This window comes from Halosolutus gelatinilyticus (assembly GCF_023028105.1).
Taxonomy (GTDB): Archaea; Halobacteriota; Halobacteria; order Halobacteriales; family Natrialbaceae; genus Halosolutus; species Halosolutus gelatinilyticus.
In genome coordinates this window covers 1,757,421-1,777,315 of record NZ_CP095491.1, presented here as the reverse complement: position 1 = coordinate 1,777,315, position 19,895 = coordinate 1,757,421, and the positions used below count along the sequence as shown (strand labels likewise).

The 19,895-nt window shown below is 64.7% G+C and carries 13 protein-coding genes and 1 tRNA gene; 7 read left to right on the top strand and 7 right to left on the bottom strand.

Features of this window, described 5'->3' with window-relative positions; genetic code table 11:
- The first annotated feature begins 9 nt into the window (after positions 1 to 9).
- Both MUH00_RS08830 and MUH00_RS08825 read left to right on the top strand, forming a co-directional pair.
- Positions 10 to 933 carry an ABC transporter ATP-binding protein gene (locus MUH00_RS08830; RefSeq protein ID WP_247003728.1) on the top strand — a complete coding sequence of 308 codons (924 nt, stop codon included), beginning with the start codon at positions 10 to 12 and terminating at the stop codon, positions 931 to 933.
- A 47-nt stretch (positions 934 to 980) separates the two neighbouring features.
- Complete coding sequence (locus tag MUH00_RS08825) at positions 981 to 2,108, top strand: ABC transporter substrate-binding protein (protein WP_247003727.1); 1,128 nt, start codon at positions 981 to 983, stop codon at positions 2,106 to 2,108.
- A 54-nt stretch (positions 2,109 to 2,162) separates the two neighbouring features.
- Here MUH00_RS08825 and MUH00_RS08820 read toward each other — a convergent pair whose 3' ends face one another.
- The gene (locus tag MUH00_RS08820) at positions 2,163 to 4,478 is read right to left on the bottom strand and encodes a methyl-accepting chemotaxis protein (RefSeq protein ID WP_247003726.1); all 2,316 of its coding nucleotides are present in this window, start codon (positions 4,476 to 4,478) and stop codon (positions 2,163 to 2,165) included.
- A gap of 216 nt (positions 4,479 to 4,694) precedes the next feature.
- Between MUH00_RS08820 and MUH00_RS08815 the strand changes: the two genes are divergently transcribed.
- On the top strand, positions 4,695 to 6,761 hold the full coding sequence (locus MUH00_RS08815) for a DEAD/DEAH box helicase (RefSeq protein ID WP_247003725.1): 2,067 nt from the start codon (positions 4,695 to 4,697) through the stop codon (positions 6,759 to 6,761).
- Between the two features lie 108 nt (positions 6,762 to 6,869).
- Here the strand turns inward: MUH00_RS08815 and MUH00_RS08810 are convergent, their stop codons facing one another.
- Positions 6,870 to 7,127, bottom strand: coding sequence for a pro-sigmaK processing inhibitor BofA family protein (locus MUH00_RS08810; protein ID WP_247003724.1), 258 nt, complete (start codon positions 7,125 to 7,127; stop codon positions 6,870 to 6,872).
- Between the two features lie 81 nt (positions 7,128 to 7,208).
- Here MUH00_RS08810 and MUH00_RS08805 point away from each other — a divergent pair.
- Together MUH00_RS08805 and MUH00_RS08800 are read left to right on the top strand one after the other, a co-directional pair.
- A tRNA-Pro gene (locus MUH00_RS08805) sits at positions 7,209 to 7,281 on the top strand.
- 522 nt (positions 7,282 to 7,803) lie between these two features.
- The gene (locus tag MUH00_RS08800; RefSeq protein ID WP_247003723.1) at positions 7,804 to 8,691 is read left to right on the top strand and encodes a glycerophosphodiester phosphodiesterase; all 888 of its coding nucleotides are present in this window, start codon (positions 7,804 to 7,806) and stop codon (positions 8,689 to 8,691) included.
- A 592-nt stretch (positions 8,692 to 9,283) separates the two neighbouring features.
- Here MUH00_RS08800 and MUH00_RS08795 read toward each other — a convergent pair.
- Positions 9,284 to 9,550: a HalOD1 output domain-containing protein gene (locus MUH00_RS08795; protein ID WP_247003722.1), complete on the bottom strand. Its 267-nt coding sequence runs from the start codon at positions 9,548 to 9,550 to the stop codon at positions 9,284 to 9,286.
- Positions 9,551 to 9,826: 276 nt separating this feature from the next.
- Here MUH00_RS08795 and MUH00_RS08790 point away from each other — a divergent pair, with 276 nt between their 5' ends.
- A complete protein-coding gene (locus tag MUH00_RS08790; protein ID WP_247003721.1) occupies positions 9,827 to 10,777 on the top strand; it encodes an AAA family ATPase in 951 nt (316 codons plus the stop codon).
- Positions 10,778 to 10,886: 109 nt separating this feature from the next.
- Here MUH00_RS08790 and MUH00_RS08785 read toward each other — a convergent pair whose 3' ends face one another.
- From MUH00_RS08785 to MUH00_RS08775, 3 genes are read right to left on the bottom strand one after another with little or no spacing between them, the layout of a single operon-like run.
- Positions 10,887 to 11,405, bottom strand: coding sequence for a DUF7519 family protein (locus MUH00_RS08785; protein WP_247003720.1), 519 nt, complete (start codon positions 11,403 to 11,405; stop codon positions 10,887 to 10,889).
- Positions 11,402 to 13,414: a DUF58 domain-containing protein gene (locus tag MUH00_RS08780; protein ID WP_247003719.1), complete on the bottom strand. Its 2,013-nt coding sequence runs from the start codon at positions 13,412 to 13,414 to the stop codon at positions 11,402 to 11,404. Before MUH00_RS08780 ends, MUH00_RS08785 begins: the two co-directional genes overlap by 4 nt.
- On the bottom strand, positions 13,411 to 14,325 hold the full coding sequence (locus MUH00_RS08775; RefSeq protein ID WP_247003718.1) for a DUF4129 domain-containing protein: 915 nt from the start codon (positions 14,323 to 14,325) through the stop codon (positions 13,411 to 13,413). The genes MUH00_RS08780 and MUH00_RS08775 overlap by 4 nt, the downstream gene beginning before the upstream one ends.
- 457 nt (positions 14,326 to 14,782) lie before the next feature.
- On the opposite strand from MUH00_RS08775, the gene MUH00_RS08770 reads away from it, so the two are divergent.
- Complete coding sequence (locus MUH00_RS08770; protein WP_247003716.1) at positions 14,783 to 18,811, top strand: LAGLIDADG family homing endonuclease; 4,029 nt, start codon at positions 14,783 to 14,785, stop codon at positions 18,809 to 18,811.
- 41 nt (positions 18,812 to 18,852) lie between these two features.
- Here the strand turns inward: MUH00_RS08770 and MUH00_RS08765 are convergent, their stop codons facing one another.
- Entirely contained in the window at positions 18,853 to 19,761 is a 909-nt protein-coding gene (locus tag MUH00_RS08765) for a transcription initiation factor IIB (RefSeq protein ID WP_247003714.1), read from the bottom strand.
- Positions 19,762 to 19,895 lie beyond the last annotated feature (134 nt).

Sequence of the window (19,895 nt, the reverse complement as noted above, 5' to 3'; positions counted from 1 at the left end):
TCGAATCCCATGACCGATAGGAACCTCGACGAATCGACGGGAGCCGGTGGAAGTGACAGCGACGCTGACGCCGGCGCCGACGCCGATACTGGCACCGCCGCTGAAACGACCGTAACCGGCGACGCCGACGGCGTCGTCGAAAGCGCACTCGTCGGCGACGACCTCGAGTTGAGCTATCCCGCGACCGACGAGACCATCGTCGACTGCGCGCGCCTGGACATTCCCGACGGGGAAGTGACCGCCCTCGTCGGACCGAACGGCAGCGGCAAGAGCACGATGCTCAAGGCGCTCTCGAGTCACCTCGAGCCGGAGGCGGGGGCCGTCCGCTTGCGAGGGGAGGATCTTCAGGAGTTCGACCGGAAGGAACTCGCGCGCGAACTCGGGCTCCTCTCGCAGGAGAACGATCCCGTGGCCAGCATCACCGTCGAGGACCTCGTCTACCACGGCCGGTATCCCCACCGCGGGTTCTTCGACAGCGTCTCTGCAGAGGACGTCGAGGCGGTCGAACGCGCCCTCGAGCTCGCGGGCGTCGACCACCTTCGCGACGCCGAACTCGGTCAGTTGAGCGGGGGCCAAAAGCAACTCGCCTGGATCGCGATGGTGTTGGCCCAGGACACCGACATCCTTCTGCTCGACGAACCCACGACCTTCCTCGACCTGCACCACCAGTTCCGCGTCCTCGAAACGATCCGCCAGCTGAACGAGCGAAAGGGCGTGACCGTCGCGGTCGTGCTCCACGACATCTCCCAGGCCGCGCGGTTCGCCGACTACCTCATCGCGATGCGCGACGGGGAGCTGTACGACTGGGGGCCACCCGAGGAGATCGTCACCGAGCAGCTGCTCGCGGACGTCTTCGGCGTCGAGGCGAGCGTCAAATACGAACCCGAGTTGCAAGTATTACCGAAGCGAGCGCTCCAGACCGATCGATCGTAAGCGCACTTTCGGAAGGTTTTTGACGTTTTAGGTGTGCCTAAAGCGTAATGAGCGACGAAGGATACTGGTCGAGACGACACGTCCTCCGAACGAGCGCCGCGATCGCCGGGGTAGGCGCCGTCGCCGGTTGTCTAGACGACGGGAACGACAACGGAAACGATGACGGGAACGGCGACGGCGGAAGCGAATCAGGCGGCAGTTACTCCGTGACCATGGAGCCCGTCGGAACCGTCGAGTTCGACGCCGTCCCGGAGACGTGGGTCGCCAACAACGGCACCTGGGCCGACATGGGGATCGCGCTCGGACAGGAACCGCCGAAGGCCCTCTGGCTCACCAGCCGATACCACACGCAGTACTACGACGGGATTCCCGACCTCGACGTCAGCAAAGAGGGGATGATCGATCTGTACGACGACGGCGTCGACGTCGAGAAGTTCTACGAACTCGACGCCGACCTGCACGTCATGGATCCTAACTTCATGACGAACCGGTACGACACGATCGACGAGAGCGACGTCGAAGATATCGAACAGATCGCCCCGATCTTCGGGAACAGCATCTTCTCTCGGGGATACAACTGGCACGATTATGAGTACCTCACGCTGTACGAGGCGTTCGGGAAACTCGCCGAGGTATTCCAGGAGGAAGAACGATACGAGGCGTTTTCCACGCTTCACGACGAGTTCCAGTCGACGCTCGGGGACGTCGTCCCGTCGGAGGACGAGCGGCCCGGAGTCGCGATCGTCTGGCCAATGGGCGACGGCGAGTTCCTCCCGTACACGATCGACGAGGGGACGAGTTTCAAGCAGTGGAACGACCTCGGCATCCACGACGCGCTCGCGGAAGCGAACGTGGAGAACTTCCACGACTCCCGCGGTCGGATCGACTACGAAAACCTCCTCGAGATCGACCCCGAAGTCCTCCTGTTGCGCGGCAACGAGGATCTTAGCGCCGAGGAGTTCCGGAATACGGTCGTCGCCGAGATGGAAAACCACAACGTCGCCAGCGATCTCACCGCCGTCCAGAACGGTGACGTCTACCGCGGCGGGCCGCTCCACCAGGGGCCGATCATCAACCTCGTCCTCACCGAACGCGCGGCCCAACAGGTCTATGGCGTCGACGAGGAGCTGTTCGACCGACAGAAAGTCAGCGACATCGTCAACGGCGAGTTCTAAGCGATCTCGAAGCCGCTCTCCGATCGAATTCGAGCGTCTGACTGAACCGTCCCGTTACTCGGACCACGTGAACGCGTTCGGTTCGTCCCCGCTGTCGGGGGGTTCATCGTCGCTACGCGCGGTCGTATCCGCGGACTCCGATTCGTCGCCGTCCGCTGCGGACGGATCGATCGAGACTTCGAACGTCGAGAGCGACTCGGAGAGTTCTCCCGCGCGCTCCGACAGCGATGCCGCGGTGTGCGAAACCTCGACGAGCGACGAGGTCTGTTCCTCGGCCGCCGCCGCGACGGTCTCGGCTTCGGCGCTGGTCTCCTCGCTGATGGCCGTCACGTCGTCGGTCATCGCCACGACCTGCTGGGTTGCGGCGGCTTGCTGCTGGCTCGCGGTCGAAATCTCCTGGACGCCCCGGTTGGTTTCCGCGGCGAACGACGAGATCTCGTCGAGCGCGGCCACCGACTTCTCGACCGCGCCCCGGTGGGTCTCGATCCGATCGTTCGTCTTGCGAACCACCTCGACGACGCGATCGGTCTGCCCGTCGACCCGCTCGAGGCGGTCCTCGATCTCCGTCGCCGCCTCCTGGGTCTCCTCGGCGAGTGACTTGACCTGCTCGGCCACCGCGGTGAAGCCGCCGGCCGACGAATCGGAGCGCGACGCCTCGATCGAGGCGTTGAGCGCCAGCATGTTCGTCTCGACGGCCACCGCCTCGATGAGCGCCAGGAGGTCGTCGATCTCCGCCATCTCCCGTTCGAGTCGGTCGACTTCCGCGACGGCCTCGTCGGCCTCGGTCTCGACGGCGTTCATCCCGTCGATCGCTCGCTGGGCGGATTCGCGGGCGTTCGAGCCGGTTTCCGCGGTTCGTCCGGCGAGCGAGGCCACCCGCGAGGAGGTCGCGGCGATCTCTTCGGTCGCCGTCGATAGGTCGTCGACCTCGGCGCTTACGGCCGCGAGTTGGTCGCTCTGTCGGTCCGCGCCGTCGGCGATCTGCTGAACCGAGGTCGTCACCTGTTCGGAGGCCGATCGGACCTCGACGACGCCGTCGGCAGTCGTCTCTGCCGCGTCGTCGACCGCGTCCGCGAACGCCCGCGTGACGCCGACGGTCCGCTCGATGTCGTCCATCATCGCGTTGAACTCGGCCGCGACCGCGGCCATCGCCTCGCTCTCACCGTCGGGTTCGAGTCGTCGCGTGAGATCGCCGTCGGCGCAGGCGCGCATGATTTCGCCGTACTCGTCGGCCGTCCGTTCGAGGTGGCGGGAGAACCGATCCGATTCCGCGCGGGCGCGTTCGGCGTCCGCTCGCGCCGACTCCGCCTCCTCGATCCGATCGCGCAGCGACCGGCGCATCCGATCGAGCGACCGGTGGAGATCCCCGAGTTCGTCGCTGCGGGTCGACTCGACGGGATCGTCGAGGGTCCCGCCTTCGATGGCCTTGGCCTTCCCGGAGAGGTCGCGGAGCGATCGGGCGGTGGTTCGACCGATCGTCGCGCCGAGGACGACGACGCTCGCGAGGGCGACGGCCAGCATCGCCAGGATCCCGTTCGAGACGACCGTCTGTAGCGAGTACGCCTTCGCGGCGGGGACCCTGGTCGTCAGGGTCCAGTCCGTGCTCTCGAGCGCCGCGTAGCCCACCACGAGCTCATCCCCGGCCGCGGTTTCGATCGACGCCGTTCCGGTTCCGTCACCGACGTCGGCAGGATCGAGGACGTCGTCCCGGAGAAGCAGCGCCCGATCGTGTGCGAGGACGACGGTCCCGCTCGAATCGACGACGACCACGTCGTCCTCCTCGTCGCCGATCATGTAGCGGGACAGCGACCCGAGATCGACGAGCCCGACGACGGCGCGATCGGATCCCGGAACCTTGCTGACGACGAGCATCGCGGGGCGGCCGGTTTCGATCTCGAACGGCTCGGTGAAGGCCGTACTGGACCCGTCGTCCATCGCCGCAGCGACGCGATCGGCCGTCGCATCGTTCAGCCGCCGCTCGTCGGCGACCGCGGACACGCCGGCGGAGACGAGGACCTCGCCGGTCGCGGGGTCAACGTAGTAGCCGCCCTCGAACGCGGCGCGATCGGTCAATCGGTGTAACGCGTCGGAGATCGCGACCGTGTCTTCGCTCCGAAACGCCGTCGATCGCGGCAGCGACTCCATGTACCGCTCGGTCGAGTCGTACCAGGTGTCGAGTCGATCCGAATCTTTCTCGGCGCCGGAGACGAGTTGCGACGCGACGTCGGACTCGAGTTCGTCGCCGGTGTGCGCGTAGACGTAGCCGCCGAACGCGCCCAGCACGACGACGACGGCCACGAGCGCGGCGACGAAGCGAAGCGCGTAACTGCGACGAACTCCCGGAACGTACTCGGCTGGATTGAACCCCATTCGATTGGCGAACGAGACCCGGATACCATGTAGCTCGCTAATTGTGGAACGTAGCGCTATTGAGAGCCGTTGTCCGGTACGTTCGACGGACGATGCGACGGGGCGCCGCATCGATCGCGCCCGGCCTCGGCCGGCGGACGATCGCCGGAGCGGGAGTCGGTGCGATCGCCGAGGGAGTCCGAACCGCTGAAATACCGTCCCGCCATACTGACGGCCGTGTCGAAGCAGGTCCAGGAGATCGAGACGATCTTTTGTCACGAGGCGGGCAACGACTACCTCGTCGTCGTCCAGCGTGACGGACAGCGGCTGTTCCGGGCGAAACTCGGGCTCTCGGAGACCTCGGCCGGGCCGCGGCCCGCGAAGTTCCGACTCAAACAGGGCTCCAGCGAGGAACCCCGCCAGCCCGACGAGTTCGTCGAACTCGCCCGCCGAGCGAAGCGGATCCGCATCTCCGAGCAGACCTCGCCCGAGGGCCGGCACGAACTCACGGAGATGTTCGCGGGCTACCAGCTCGACGACAAGGCAAAGGCCGTCAGGACCTGCCGCTACTGCGCCTCCGCGGGCCGGTACTCGCCCATCACGACCGAAACCGCTGTCAAGGACGATCGGGACTGGATCTGCCGGGACTGCGCCCGGCGGGAACTCGAACGGCAGCTCTCCTACGCCGGCGGCGGCGAGGTGACCGGCGCCGCCAAGGAGCGCCTCGAAGAACTCATGCTCGAGGTCCAGGACCTCGATCGGATCGTCAACCTGCTCAAGGGGCGACTCGACCCCGATCTCACGAAGTTCGATACAATCTCGGCGACGACCGACGAGGTCGATCCCGTCCGCGTCGACTCGCTGAACCTCCATCCGGGGCTGCAGAACCTGCTCGAAGATCGGTTCGAGACGCTGCTGCCGGTCCAGAGTCTCGCCGTCGAGAACGGGCTGTTCGAGGGCGACGACCAGCTAGTGGTATCGGCGACGGCGACCGGGAAGACCCTCGTCGGCGAGATGGCCGGCATCAACCGCGTGTTAAACGGGAATGGGAAGATGCTCTTTCTCGTCCCGCTGGTCGCGCTCGCGAACCAGAAGTACGAAGACTTCAAAGACGAGTACGGCCACCTGGTCGACGTCTCGATCCGCGTCGGTGCGAGTCGCATCAGCGATAACGGCAACAAGTTCGATCCGAACGCCGACGTCATCGTCGGCACGTACGAGGGGATCGACCACGCCCTGCGGACGGGCAAGGACATGGGCGACATCGGAACGGTCGTCATCGACGAGGTCCACACCCTCAAAGAGGAGGAACGGGGCCACCGCCTCGACGGACTCATCTCGCGACTCAAGTACACTTGTGAAGGACGAGCAACGCGCCGCGACGACTACGGAGGCGCACAGTGGGTCTACCTCTCCGCGACCGTCGGCAACCCCGAACAGCTCGCAAAGGTGCTGGAGTCGAAACTCATCGAGTTCGAGGAGCGGCCGGTGCCGATCGAGCGTCACGTCACGTTCGCCGACGGACGGGAGAAGATGCGGATCGAGAACAAACTCGTCAAGCGGGAGTTCGACACCGAGTCGTCGAAGGGCTACCGCGGCCAGACGATCATCTTCACGAACTCCCGCAGGCGGTGTCACGAGATCTCCCGGAAACTGGAGTACTCCTCCGCGCCGTACCACGCCGGGTTAGACTACAAGCGCCGGAAGAAAGTCGAACGCCAGTTCGGTGAACAGGACTTGGCCGCGGTCGTGACGACGGCCGCGCTCGCGGCGGGAGTCGACTTTCCGGCCTCGCAGGTCGTCTTCGACTCGCTGGCGATGGGCATCGAGTGGCTCTCCGTCCAGGAGTTCCACCAGATGCTCGGCCGCGCGGGTCGGCCCGACTACCACGACGAGGGGAAGGTGTACGTCCTCGTCGAACCCGACTGCTCCTACCACAACTCGATGGAGATGACCGAAGACGAGGTCGCCTTCAAGCTCCTCAAAGGCGACATGGAGTCAGTGATGACCCGCTACGACGAGACCGCGGCGGTCGAGGAGACCCTCGCGAACGTCACCGTCAGCGGCAAGCGCGCGAAGGCCCTCAACGATCGGATGCTCGGCGAGGTGCCGACGAAGCACGCGATCGGCAAACTCCTCCAGTACGAGTTCATCGACGGCTTCGAGCCGACGCCGCTGGGTCGGGTGATCACCGAGCACTTCCTCGAGCCGGGCGAGGCGTTCGCGCTCGTCGACGGTATCCGCAAGGACGCCCACCCCTACGAGCTGATCGCAGATATCGAGCTCCGCGATGCCGATCTGTGAGAACGGACGACCGTCGACCACGCAGTCGTCGCGACGAACCGACGACTCGCTTTCCGAGAAGCGATCGACGCGGAAATCGCGAGTAGGGAAGCGAGTAACCGCTGGCCGTCAGGGCACGAATGCGACGCCGAACAGCGCCAGCATGATCACCAGTATCGCACCCGGGACGCCCCCGAGGGCGACGATGACGATCGCGATCGGCGTGACGGCGACCGAGAGACCGAACACCGCCTGCGCGAGGAACAACACCAGCAGGCCGACGGCGGTGTTGACGATGAACGGGCGGACGGTCTCGACGATCGTCGACGCGCCCAGGAGGGCGGCAAGCACGAGGACCACCAGGAGGATTTCGAGTCCCGTAACCATAGCTGACTGTTCGGGCGGAGCGAGGTAAAACCCGCCGACGGAACGAAACGCTTTATGACGTCGGGCCGGAACAGTGAATACGGGATCGTGGGTTAGCCTGGTATACTTCGGGCCTTGGGTGCCCGTGACCCCGGTTCAAATCCGGGCGATCCCATATTACTGCCGCGAGCACATTCGCGAGCGGCAAGAATCTGACAGAGACAGGATTTGAAGTAGCGCGATCGAGATACGCATGAGAGATGGCCAGAGCGGTACCCGTTCGTTGTCGCAGTTTGGACGAACTCTACTATTGTCCCACAACCGGAGACAACCTTCTCAGACCACCCTACCAGCCATCACGATCCGAACCATCGGCACACCATCCGGCAAGGGGATGCTAGCGATCCAAGACGGATCAACGCACCTCCGAGTGGTTAAGGCGAGATTTGGGATGGAATCCTAGACACAGTTCCCGAGCGTTCGGCTTCAAATTCTGAGAGTTCCACGAGAAACGACGGGGGCGACCGGTGAGTCGACTCGTCGAATCCGATGAGCGGGAACGCCGCGGCGATCGAGATGAGGTGTCCTCTCGAACGTCAAGAACCCTATTGAGTTCTCTACAGTACACGTGAGCCGAATTTTCAGTATAGCCATCTATTATAAATATACTTCTATTTCTCCCAGGAGTTAGATTCTGATGTCTGGGAAAGAAAACGGCGACAGCGCGAAAGCGCCGTTGGGCACGGCGAATCGACGGCGGTTCATGGGAGCGGCCGGCGCGCTCACGGGCGCGTCGATCGCCTCGATTGTCGTCAGCGACACGGCTGCGGCGGAGCGTTCCGAGGAGCGGGACGCGATTCGAGCGCCGCGGATCACGGCGCACCGGGGCTACGCCGACGTCTACCCGGAGAACACCGTCGCGGCGGTCGCGGGATCGTCGCGACTCCGCGCCGATCGGATCGAGATCGACGTCGTGGCGTGCGAGGACGGCGAAATCGTCGTTTTCCACGACAACGTGCTCGATCATCTCACGGACGAATCGGGGCCGGTCGCCGAGACACCCTTCGAAACCGTCACTCAGACGGAAGTCCTCGAAAGCGGCGAGACGATACCCACCCTGGGGGAGGTCCTGGATGCGGCGCGGCCGAGCATCACGATGAACATCGAATTCAAGGCGTCAGGGAACGACTCCTGGCTCGAATTCGCCGATCGCGCCCTGGGTATCGCGGCCGAGTATCCGGGCGACTTCTACGTCTCCTCGTTCGAGTCGGACGCGCTCGAGGCGGTTCGAGAGATCGATCCGACGATTCCGGTGGGGGTCATATTCGGCAGCAACCCGGAGGAAAACCTCGAGATCGCCCGCGAGCTGGACGCCGAAGCGGTCAACGTGTCGACGGGCGTGCTCGATCGCGCCCTCGTGGAGACGGCGCACGCGGAGGGTCGCGAGGTGAACGTCTGGACGATCGACAGCTGGCGAGACGCAACGGCGCCCCTCGAACTGGGCGTCGACGGGTTGATCGCCGATTATCCGAGCGTCCGCGATTTCGGCACCGGAAAACGGGCCCCGAGCGCGCCGGGTCAGTAGCCGCCGAACACCGATCGAATCGGAGCGGTCGGGAGGCGCGGATCGCCCGCACCGCAGCGGGTGGCCGCTACTGACGCGGTCACCGCGCCGGCGTCTACGACCGCGTCCGCGATCGCGGGTGGCCGCGCGCCAGCGCGAGTCCGAAACTCCCGTCTCGCGTCCGCGTCGGTTCGAGAGCCCGAGCGCCGCGATCGATCACTTTCAGCACCGTCCGTCTCCTCATCGAACGGGTACCCGCTGACGCCCCCACGCGACACCACCCGGACGGTGACGGTTCGTCGGTCGGAACCGGGATAATCGTATAATTCATACCTATTAATACATGATTCTATGAACTTAGCGAGGGATTAATACCCCAAATAGCAGCCGATGGCGTAGAAATACCGTCAAGTGTGCGCGGGATCGAACGAGTTCGTTTGCTCGGTCCCGCGACCGCCGTACCGAGCGAGTCGCTTCGATCGCCAACAACGTCGACATCGAGCCTACGCTGAGCCGAGCCGACCGGAATCGATCGCCCATCCGTACGCGATTCGGCGCTCCCGACCGACTACCGCACCGATCGCTCCGGTCGACTCCGAGCGTCGATTGGTCGCTACGCGGCCTCTCGTTCGGCCTGCGCGACCGGGTCGGAATCGCCGATCGTCACCTCACCGTCACCGCGCACGCGAACCGTGTAACCCTGATACGAGAATTCGACCGAGAGTCGATCCCGATCGGAGCCCGCCGACTGGGCGAGCGAGTCGAGCGCCTCCAGATCGACGGCGTAGTGAAGCGGCGGAGTGAGCTCCGCACACGGCGTTCCTTCGTGTTCGGCGATCGTTTCGATGACTGTCTGACTGATCGGTTGCCCCCGATTCATACTTCGCGCTGCCAGACTCGGATATATAAAACCCGATGGTTGTCTACTGACGTCCGACGGACGACCGTCATACAACTCGTCACAACGCACACCGAGTTTCCGACGCCTCGGACGGCAGCCGGCGAGTCCGATCGCCGAACCGGTCCGTCGTCGATCGGCCGAATCGGAGTCAGGCGGCCGGTTGCGACCGACGAGAGAACGGATCGGCCGCCGAGGCCGCACACGTGTCACCGGGAGATCAACAGTTCTGTATAGGTGTCGTCCTAGTAACAGCGCATGGACATCGACGAGGCCGCCGACGAGTGCGCGGCCGTCATCGACGCGATCGGGGAAACGGTGGTGAGCGATCGGGAGTTCCTCGAGACGACCCTCCTCGGGCTGCTGGCCCGCGGACACGTATTACTCGAGGACGTGCCGGGGACGGGGAAGACGCTTACCGCGCGCAGCATGGCGCGGGCGCTCGGTCTCTCTTTTTCCCGGATCCAGTTCACGCCGGACCTGCTTCCGGGCGACGTGACCGGAACGCACGTCTTCAACGAGCGCACGCGGGAGTTCGAGTTCCAGGAGGGACCGATATTCAGCAACGTCGTCCTCGCCGACGAGATCAACCGCGCGCCCCCGAAAACCCAGTCCGCGTTACTGGAGGCGATGGAGGAGCACCAGGTGACCGTCGGCGGCGAGACGCGCGAACTGCCCGACCCCTTTTTCGTCATCGCGACGCAGAATCCGGTCGAACACGAGGGAACGTTCGTCCTGCCGGAGGCCCAGGTCGATCGGTTCATGGTGAAAACGAGCATCGGCTACCCGAGTTTCGAGGGCGAAGTCGCTCTCCTGAAGCGGCGCGCGAACCGCCACGAGCGAAGTCCGTCCGTCGAACGGGCGCTGACGGCCGATCGCGTGGAAGCCCTCCAGGGCGTCCCCGAGACGGTTCGGGTTCACGACGACCTCGTCGACTACATGCTCGAACTCACGCGCGGCACGCGATCGAACCACCGCGTGGCCGTCGGCGTCTCGCCGCGTGGCTCCCAGCGGCTGTTCGAAGCGACTCGCGCGCGGGCGGTCATCGAGGGGCGCGACTACGCCACCCCCGACACCGTGAAACGCGTCGCCAAGCCAGTGCTCGCCCACCGACTCGTCCTGACGGCGGACGCCGCCGTCGACGACGTCGAGAAGGAGTCGATCGTCGACGAGGTGCTCGCGGAGACGCCCGTGCCGACGATCGAGTAACGCGACTATTCCTATTTGAAACTCGACCCCTTCTACGAGGCGTGCTACTGTGAGACGACTATCGGTGTCGATACGGTTTCGAAAGCAACTCCAGCCGTTACGAGAATCGCTATCCGCGGCTAGCCGCGTCGTCCCGGAGGATCGCCGTCAGCAAGAGCACCGTCGCGACGATCAACAACACCAGCGCCGACAGCGGCTGGCCGTCGGTCGCGATCTCGTAGAGCAGATAGCCCGCGCCGATCGTGAGCGCGCCGACGGCGGCGCTCGCGGCGAGGTGAACCAGTTCGATCCGGCGCGTCGGCGCCTTCCGACCGAGTTGCTCGCCGATACTGATCGCCGTCGTGCCTGCGTCCCACGCCAGGACGGCGGCGACGACGCTCACCAGGACCGCACCCGCGGCGGCCCCCTGCACGCCGGCCACGATCGCACCGGCGACCAGCGCCGCGGCGCCCAAGGAGACTGACGATCGGGTTCCCCTGGCGACGCCGCTGACCAGCAGCGCGAGGCCGACGCCGCCGGCGGCGAGCGCGTACCACGAGTAGAGCCCGCTCGCGATCGCCGCACACCCCGCGGCGACGCACGAGGCGACGCCGCTCAGCCGCGCGGGAGAGCGATCGGTCCGGGTCATCGCCCCGTCACCGCCCGGGCCCTCGCGAGCACTTCGTCGAGCGACTCCTCGGGCGCCCAGTCGAGGACCGGAATCTCCGCCCGGCGGAGGTCGGTCGTCGCCACCGTTCGGTAGACGCGCGCGAGTTGCTGTCCGGGCGTTCGATCGGCCGTCGGATCGGGACTGACAACCGTCGTCGAATGCCCCCGCGCCTCGAACTCACGGACGTAGCGGATCGTCGATCGATCGCAAAGCGGCGAGAACACGATCAGCTGTGCGGCGTCCGGTAGCCGTCGCCGGAGTCGCCGTTTCCAGTAGAGCGTGAACTGATCGTCGTCGGGAACGGACGAAAAGATCGGGTCGGTGGCGAAGAGCGTCCGTCCCCGCGCTCGGTGATCGCGACCGGTCGACGGTGCGAGCCAGCAGTCGGGCGCACCCATGGCGGCGATGCCGACCCGGTGTCCGTCGGCCAACAGGCCGGCGAAGATCCGCCGCGCGGCGGCGATCGATCGATCGACCGCGTGCTCGGACTCCGGGCCGGGGGAGACGTACGCCGACGACTGGACGTCGACGACCAGCACGACGACCGCCGCCCGTTCCCGCCGGAACTTCAGCGTGGCGAGTTCTCCGGTCCGCGCGTGGTGGTGCCAGTCGATCCGGTTCATCGCGTCTCCGGGCTGGTACTGGCGCGTGCTGTAGAACTCCACGCCCGCGCCGCCGGCGTCCGTCTCGACGACACCGGTGTACTCGCTCGCCTGCGCCCGGAGAGGAACCGCCTCCCGGGTCGGCCGGAGCGGCGGCACGCACCGCAGCACCGACGGCGCCGAGAGGAGGAGTTCGCGTTCGACCGTCCCGGGCAGGTTCCGCGCGACGGCGATCGCCGGTCGGAACTCGTGCTCGCCGCGACGGGCCGTGACGGTGTACGAAAACGTCGTCGAGTCGCCCGCCCGCAGCGCGGTTCCGAACCGCGGAGATCCGTCGGTGACGGCCAGTCCCGGCGGGACGCCGTCGACCACGCGCAGGTCCGGGAGAAACCGGGACGAGCCGTTTGTGATCGTCACGGTTACCTCGACGTCGTCTCCCGGCTCCGGGTCGTCGTCGCCGAGCGATCGCTCGAACGAAAGCTGGACCGGCTCGAGCGGCATCGACCGGGCGTAGGCCGCGTAGCCGATACCGACGACGGCCGCGAGGAGGATCGCCGGCCGCTCGACGAGCAATCCGACGCCCAGGGCGACGAACGCGACGAGCCCCACGCCGCTCCAGTGGTTGGTCGATCGTCGGATCCCGGATCGAGTGGTCGATCCCTCGGCGGCCATCCTGTCGGAGTCGACCGTCGTCCCCGCGGGCGCCCGTCCGTCGGTCGCCGCGGGGCCGGACGCCGCTCGCCGAGCCGGAGACGGGGCAGCTGTGCGCTCTGGCGACGAGCCGATCGTCTGTCGTATCCGCGACCGAATCGTCTCGACCTCCCGCTCCGGGACCGGAACAGCTGCGATCGCCGCGATCTCGGACACGGTGCGACGAACGGCTCGTTCGTACTGCGATTCGGCGAGGAACGGCGTTCGAAGTCGATCGAGAAGCCGTCCCGGCGAGTCGTTGGTCTCGCTCAACAGCGACGCGGCGTAGGGATCGGCCGTCCACGTCCCGTCGTCGACGCGCTCGCGCGCCTCCGACTCCGTGCAGTCGGCGTAGCGGGTGAGGACCGCGATCGCCGCGGCCCGCAACCCTCGCTTCGTTCGCGTGGTGGAATAGACGGTTCCCGAGTCGAGAAACTGTTTGAGGACCTCGTCGAATTCGTCGCCGGGCGTCGGCGTCGGCGGAACGTCTTCTGGATCCGGAATCGACGCCTGTGTGACCCCCGACCCGTCGCCGGACCAGCGGACGTAGTAGGCGTAGCACAGCACCAGTCCGCCGACGACGGGGACGAGCGGATCGCCGATCGGCATCGGGAGCGAGCCCGGCGCGACCATCTCCACGAGCGCGAGACCGAAGAGTCCGAGTCCGGCGCCGACGAGGAGTCCGCGGGTCCTCATTCGTCATCAGCTCCGTACGTCCGTTCGATCCGGCGAAACACGCGAACGGCTCGCTTCTCCCGCTCCGTCGTCGGACTGTACTCCCCGTACCGAACGTCCTCGAACAGTCGCGTGAGCTCGCGGACATCGTCGGAGTCCATTCCCGCGTCCACGGCGACGGTCGCGAACTCGCGCGGCGTCGTCGTTTCGGGACGGGACACCTCGAGGAGGTCGATCATCTCCCGCCACGCTCGAAGGACGTCGTTGCCAATGTCGTCGCCGTCCTCGATCCGATCCGCCGCCCGGCCCGCGGCGCGCCCGATCGCCGCTGCGTCGTCTTCGTCCTCGTCGGCGTTGGGATCGGCACCTCGCAACCGATCGACCACCGTCGATCGCGCTGCCGACGATCGAGCGGCGACGACGATCGCGCCGAGCAACGCGATCGTGAGCGCGAGGAGAACGACGGTCGGAACGGGCGTCGAATCGCCGGACCCGAGCCCGCCGCCGTCGCCCTCGCCGCCGAGGCCGCCGTCGCCCGCGGATTCCGGCACCGGCTCATCGCCCGTCGGGATCGACCCCGAAAAGAGGAACAGCGCGAGCACCAGCAGCGCGACGAAAACGACGACGATGACGATCCACGGAACGGATTGCCGCCAGTTCCGGACGAAGTACACCAGAAGCGCAAGCAGGATGAGACCCAGCACTACCAGCAGGATCTCCTTCACAAACGGGATTTCGACGGCGTCGACCGGCCGATCGGACGCCGGCGGCGGCTGAACGCCGGTTCCCTCCCCTTCGCCGGATCCGCCCCCACCACCGCCGCCGAGGCCGCTCTCGACGTCGACGGTCGATGGAAGCGTCGCTGCCGCCAGCGAGACTGCGAGAACGCCGACGACTGCGACGATGGCGACGAGTACGGTACGTTGGTCCACGCGTGACACTATCGGCGGTATCGCGTTTATCCATTCCGGAATCCATAGCCATATTACACGTCGATCGGGCCGACACTCCGACGGAGGTACCAAAACACGTTGGCACGAGATACATACTCGAGTACTCGAAAGAGTCACTCGGCCGCGCGAACGACGAACACTGACACGACGATCGCCGTACGACGATCGCCGACTACCGGTTCGACGTGGCCGGGTCGCCCGACCCGATCGGGCCGTGCTGCGTCCGCCGCAGCACCAGGGGTTCCAACGAAGCACCAGGGAATGTTTTCACGCACGGCAATCGGTCCGTCCAGGACCGATCGACGGTTCTCCTGACGCAGCCGCCGATCGAAGTCGCGGCCGGCGATCGCGACCGTCGCAAGCGAAGCCAGGCGGGCGATCAGTTCCGCCCCGCTTTGCCACCATTTATACCCGATGCAGCCCCTACCACAGTGCAATGGCGCAAGCGGGCAACACGGAACTCGTCGATGCTTTCGAGCAGTTCTTCCGCAACTACTACGACAACGAGATCAAGCAGCTTGCGCAGCGGTACCCCAACGAACAGCGGTCGCTCCACGTCGACTGGCAGGACCTCTACCGGTACGATCCCGATCTGGCTGACGACCTCATCAATCAGCCCGAACAGCTCCAGCGCTATGCGGAGGAGGCGCTGCGACTGTACGACCTGCCGATCGACGTCAGTCTCGGCCAGGCCCACGTCCGGGTACGGAACCTCCCCGAGACCGAGTCGCCCGAGATCCGGGAGATCCGCGCCCGCGATATGAACTCCCTCGTTCAGGTACGGGGGATCGTTCGAAAGGCGACCGACGTCCGGCCGAAGATCGAGGAAGCCGCCTTCGAGTGTCAGCTCTGTGGCACCCTGACCCGCGTCCCCCAGTCCAGCGGCGACTTCCAGGAGCCCCACGAGTGCCAGGGCTGCGAACGACAGGGCCCGTTCCGGGTGAACTTCGACCAGTCCGAGTTCGTCGACTCCCAGAAACTCCGCATCCAGGAGAGCCCCGAAGGCCTCCGCGGCGGGGAGACCCCACAATCGCTCGACGTCCACATCGAGGACGACATCACCGGCGAGGTCACCCCCGGCGACCACGTCTCTGCCACCGGCGTCCTCCGGCTCGAACAGCAGGAGAGCCAGGGCGAGAAATCGCCCGTCTTCGACTTCTACATGGAGGGGATGTCCGTCGACATCGACGAGGAGCAGTTCGAGGACATGGACATCACCGACGAGGACAAAGAGGAGATCGTCCGTCTCTCCGGAGAGGACGACATCTACGAGCAGATGGTCGGCTCGATCGCACCCTCGATCTACGGCTACGATCAGGAGAAACTCGCGATGATTCTCCAGCTGTTTTCGGGGGTCACGAAGCAGTTGCCCGACGGCTCGCGGATCCGCGGCGACCTGCACATGCTCCTGATCGGCGATCCGGGTACGGGTAAATCGCAGATGCTGGGGTACATCCAAAATATCGCACCTCGGTCCGTCTACACCTCCGGTAAGGGTTCGTCCTCGGCCGGACTTACCGCCGCTGCTGTGAGGGACGATTTCGGCGACGGACAGCAGTGGACCCTCGAAGCCGGCGCTTTAGTTCTCGCAGATCAGGGCATCGCGGCAGTCGACGAACTCGACAAGATGCGGTGTGTAACAGGAGACACACTTGTCCATACTAATAGCGGAATCAGGCCAATTCGTGAACTCGCACACGAAGCGATAGCTGACGGGTCGATTGAAGAACTCGAGAACGGCCGGACGATCCGAGACGTCGACATAGACGTCTGGACCATGACCGATGACGGAAACGTAGTCAAACGCGACGTTCTCGCAATCCACGAATACGACGCACCGGAAGAATTCCGGAGAGTCGAATTAGAGAGCGGAGAAGAGCTAACGACTACCGCGGATCATCCCTTCTTCGTCTTAGAAGACGGAACGCACGAGGAACGGCAAGCCCAGCATCTTCACGAAGGCGACTGGGTATACGTACCTGAGAAAATCCCAGCAGAGATAGCCGATGGCGGCGTAAGTGTTCTTCCAGCCTCCGAGGCAGAATCGGAAACCGATCAAATAACTGCCGCACACGGCGCGGTTCTAGGCTATATCGCTGGCGATGGGAACGTCTTCTACGATCGAGAGGGCGGAAGCTATGGATTCCGCTTCACGAACAAGGAAGAAGAACTCCTGAACGACTTCGAGGAAGTCTGCGAGGAGGCGTTCGATACGCAAGCTGTCCGCTATCCCAGCGAGCAGCGGAGTGACGGCGTCGAAACGGTTCGAATCCACGGAAAGCAGTACGTCGATAGACTTCTCGAATCAGGTGCGAACCTCGAGACCTACGATGGAAAACGACTCCCCGAGACGATAACGAACGCATCCCGAGAGACGAAAGCAGCGTTCGTTCGTGCCCTCGCAGATTCCGAGGGAACAGTCGATGAACGAGCGGTCAAAATTTACTCCTCGAGCTACGAACTGCTCCTCGGAACGAAGATGCTCCTCCTTGAGTTCGGGATCTCGAGCCAGATCCAGACGCGAGATCGGGACGACAAGCGTGACTTGTTCGTGCTCGCGATCACGTCCGATCAGTCACTCGAGGCGTTCGAGCGGCATATCAGCTTTACTCTCGATCGAAAACAGCGTGCGCTAGAACGGGCCTGCGAACGAACGACGGGAACCCGAACTATCTTGGACGTACTGCCCGAGTGCGGTGAGTTGTTCGAACAGACCCGCAGTGCACTCCGATTACATCAGTCCGAGTGCGGTCTCAAGAGCGATGCGACCTACTGTAACTTCGAAAACGGAGATGCGAACGCATCGCTTCGACTCTCGAAAACGATACTCGAGACGTTCGAGGAGCGAAAGGAAGCGGCCAGTGACCATTGCGAAGAACTCGATTCCGAGACATCTTGGAAACGCCTCGAAGAACTCCGAGAGCAGTACCACGTCTCACAGCGGGAACTGGCCGCAGAGATGTTGCTTTCCCAGCAGCAGTTGTCCGCTCGATGGGGAAGGAATACCGATCTTCGAGAGCGAGTGGGGAGCCGACTACGTGAGATCCTCGAAACGCCCGCCTCAGTCGATCTCGAGCCGCTCCGAGTGTTAATCGGGAGCGACGTGAAGTGGCGTCGCGTAACTGCAGTAGACTCGGTAGAGTCCCGGGACCATACCGACACTAGAGTTCGAGTTCTCGAACAGCAACTCGCTGATGAACTCGGTGCGTCCACCGTCGACTCGATTCGAGAGCGAGCGCGGTCCTTGCTCGAGACGGACGAACCGGCCGAAACGTGGGACGAACTTCGCAACCGACTCGGGATGTACGGCATTTCGTTCCAGCAAGTCGCCGTGGAGATGGACGTTGCAGGATCGACGGTCTCACGGTGGTTCTCGGGAGCCGTTGACGTCGACAACTTCGACGTCGTCCGATCCGTCTGCGAAGCGTTACTCGACGAGAAACGACAGAATCTCTCAGTACTTCTCGAGGAAATCGAACGGCGAGATCAGCCTCGAGTGTACGATCTTACTGTCGAAGGCACACACAACTTCATCGCCAACGGTATGATCGTCCACAACTCCGAGGACCGATCGGCCATGCACGAGGCCCTCGAACAGCAGAAGATTTCGGTCTCCAAGGCGGGCATCAACGCGACCCTCAAGTCCCGATGTTCGCTGCTCGGCGCGGCGAATCCCAAGTACGGCCGCTTCGATCACTACGAGCCGATCAGCGAGCAGATCGATTTAGAGCCCGCGCTCATCTCGCGGTTCGATCTCATCTTCACGGTCACAGACCAGCCAAACGAGGACAAGGATCGGAATCTCGCGGAACACATCCTTACGACCAACTACGCGGGCGAGTTAACGACTCAGCGCGAGCGGATGACCAACCTCGACGTCAGTCACGAGGAGATCGAGGAGATGACCGAGCAGGTCGATCCCGTGATCGACGCCGAGTTGCTGCGCAAGTACATCGCCTACGCGAAGCAAAACTGCCACCCGCGGATGACCGAGGAGGCCCGCGAGGCGATCCGCGACTTCTACGTCGATCTCCGATCGAAAGGGACCGACGAGGACGCGGCGGTGCCGGTCACCGCCCGCAAACTCGAGGCACTGGTGCGGCTCTCGGAGGCCAGCGCGCGGGTTCGCCTCTCCGACACCGTCGAACAGGACGACGCCGACCAGGTCATCGAGATTGTCCGATCGTGCCTGCAGGACATCGGCGTCGACCCCGAGACGGGCGAGTTCGACGCGGACATCGTCGAAGCCGGCACCTCGAAGTCCCAGCGCGATCGGATCAAGAACCTGAAGCAGCTGATCGGCGACATCGAGGAGGAATACGACGAGGGCGCGCCGGTCGACATCGTCATGGAACGGGCCGAGGAGATCGGGATGGATCAGTCCAAGGCCGAACACGAGATCGAGAAGTTAAAGCAGAAAGGCGAGGTCTACGAGCCGAGTACGGACAACCTCCGAACGACGTGATCGTAGCCGGTCTCGTCGAGAGTCGCCGGTGACCGCACGCGTCAGTCCACCCCGAGTTCTCGAAGCGTCGTAACCGTCGATCGGATCGTCACCGGCGCGACGTCGGCGACCTCGGCCGCAGCGGCCTGGGTCACCGACGGCCACTCCTCGCGTTCGTTGGCAGCCCGGTAGAGACAGGCCGCCGCGACCCCGCTCGGATTGCGGCCGCCGATCGCGCGCGCCGCGAGCAGGGCATCGACGTGGGCTCGAGCGCGCCGTTCGACGGGCGAGTCGAGATCGAGCTTCGAGGCGTACCGCGGCAGGTACTCTGTAGGTTCGATCGGGCCGGTCGGCAGCCCGAGATCGCGGTTCAACGCGGCGTAGGCGGCTTTGAGTTCGTTCGCGTCGGCGCGCGCGACGGCCGTGATCTCGTCGATCGTCCGGGCGATCGACCGCGTCCGGCAGGTGGCGTAGATTGCGGCGGCGGCGAACCCCTCGAGCGACCGGCCCTGAAACAGCCCTTCCGATTGCGCCGAATCGAACAGTGCACACGCCTGGTCGCGGATCGACGCGGAGAGCGACAGCCGCCCGGTGACGCGTTTAATCTCGGTGAAGCCGTAGGCCTGATTCTGATCGGCCTTGGTCGACAGTCGAGCTCGGTTGTGCTCCCGCCGTAACCGGGCGAGCTGGCGTCGCTTCCGGCCGGTGAGTCGCGTCGTGTAACCGACGTCGGAGCCGGATCCGTAGCCGATCTCCGTCGAGAGTCCGCGGTCGTGGCGCGATCGGGTCAGCGGCGCGCCGGTTCGACGCGGATCGGACCCGTCGTCGTCGAACGATCGCCACTCCGGACCGCGATCGATCGCGTCCTCGTCGGTGACGAGACCGCAATTCTCGCAGACGAGTTCCGTTTCCGCCGGCCGAACCGTGCCCCCACACTCGGGGCAGACCGAAGTAGATCCCACATTAACCATCGGTAATTAGCATCCCACACAGTAGGTGATCGCCGGTATCCTATTTAAATTCTAGCATCGGTTCCGAAATAAAATTCGACGGACTCGTTCTACACGGAGCGTCGCGGCGTCGAAGAGCAAGGCGGGAGTCGGAG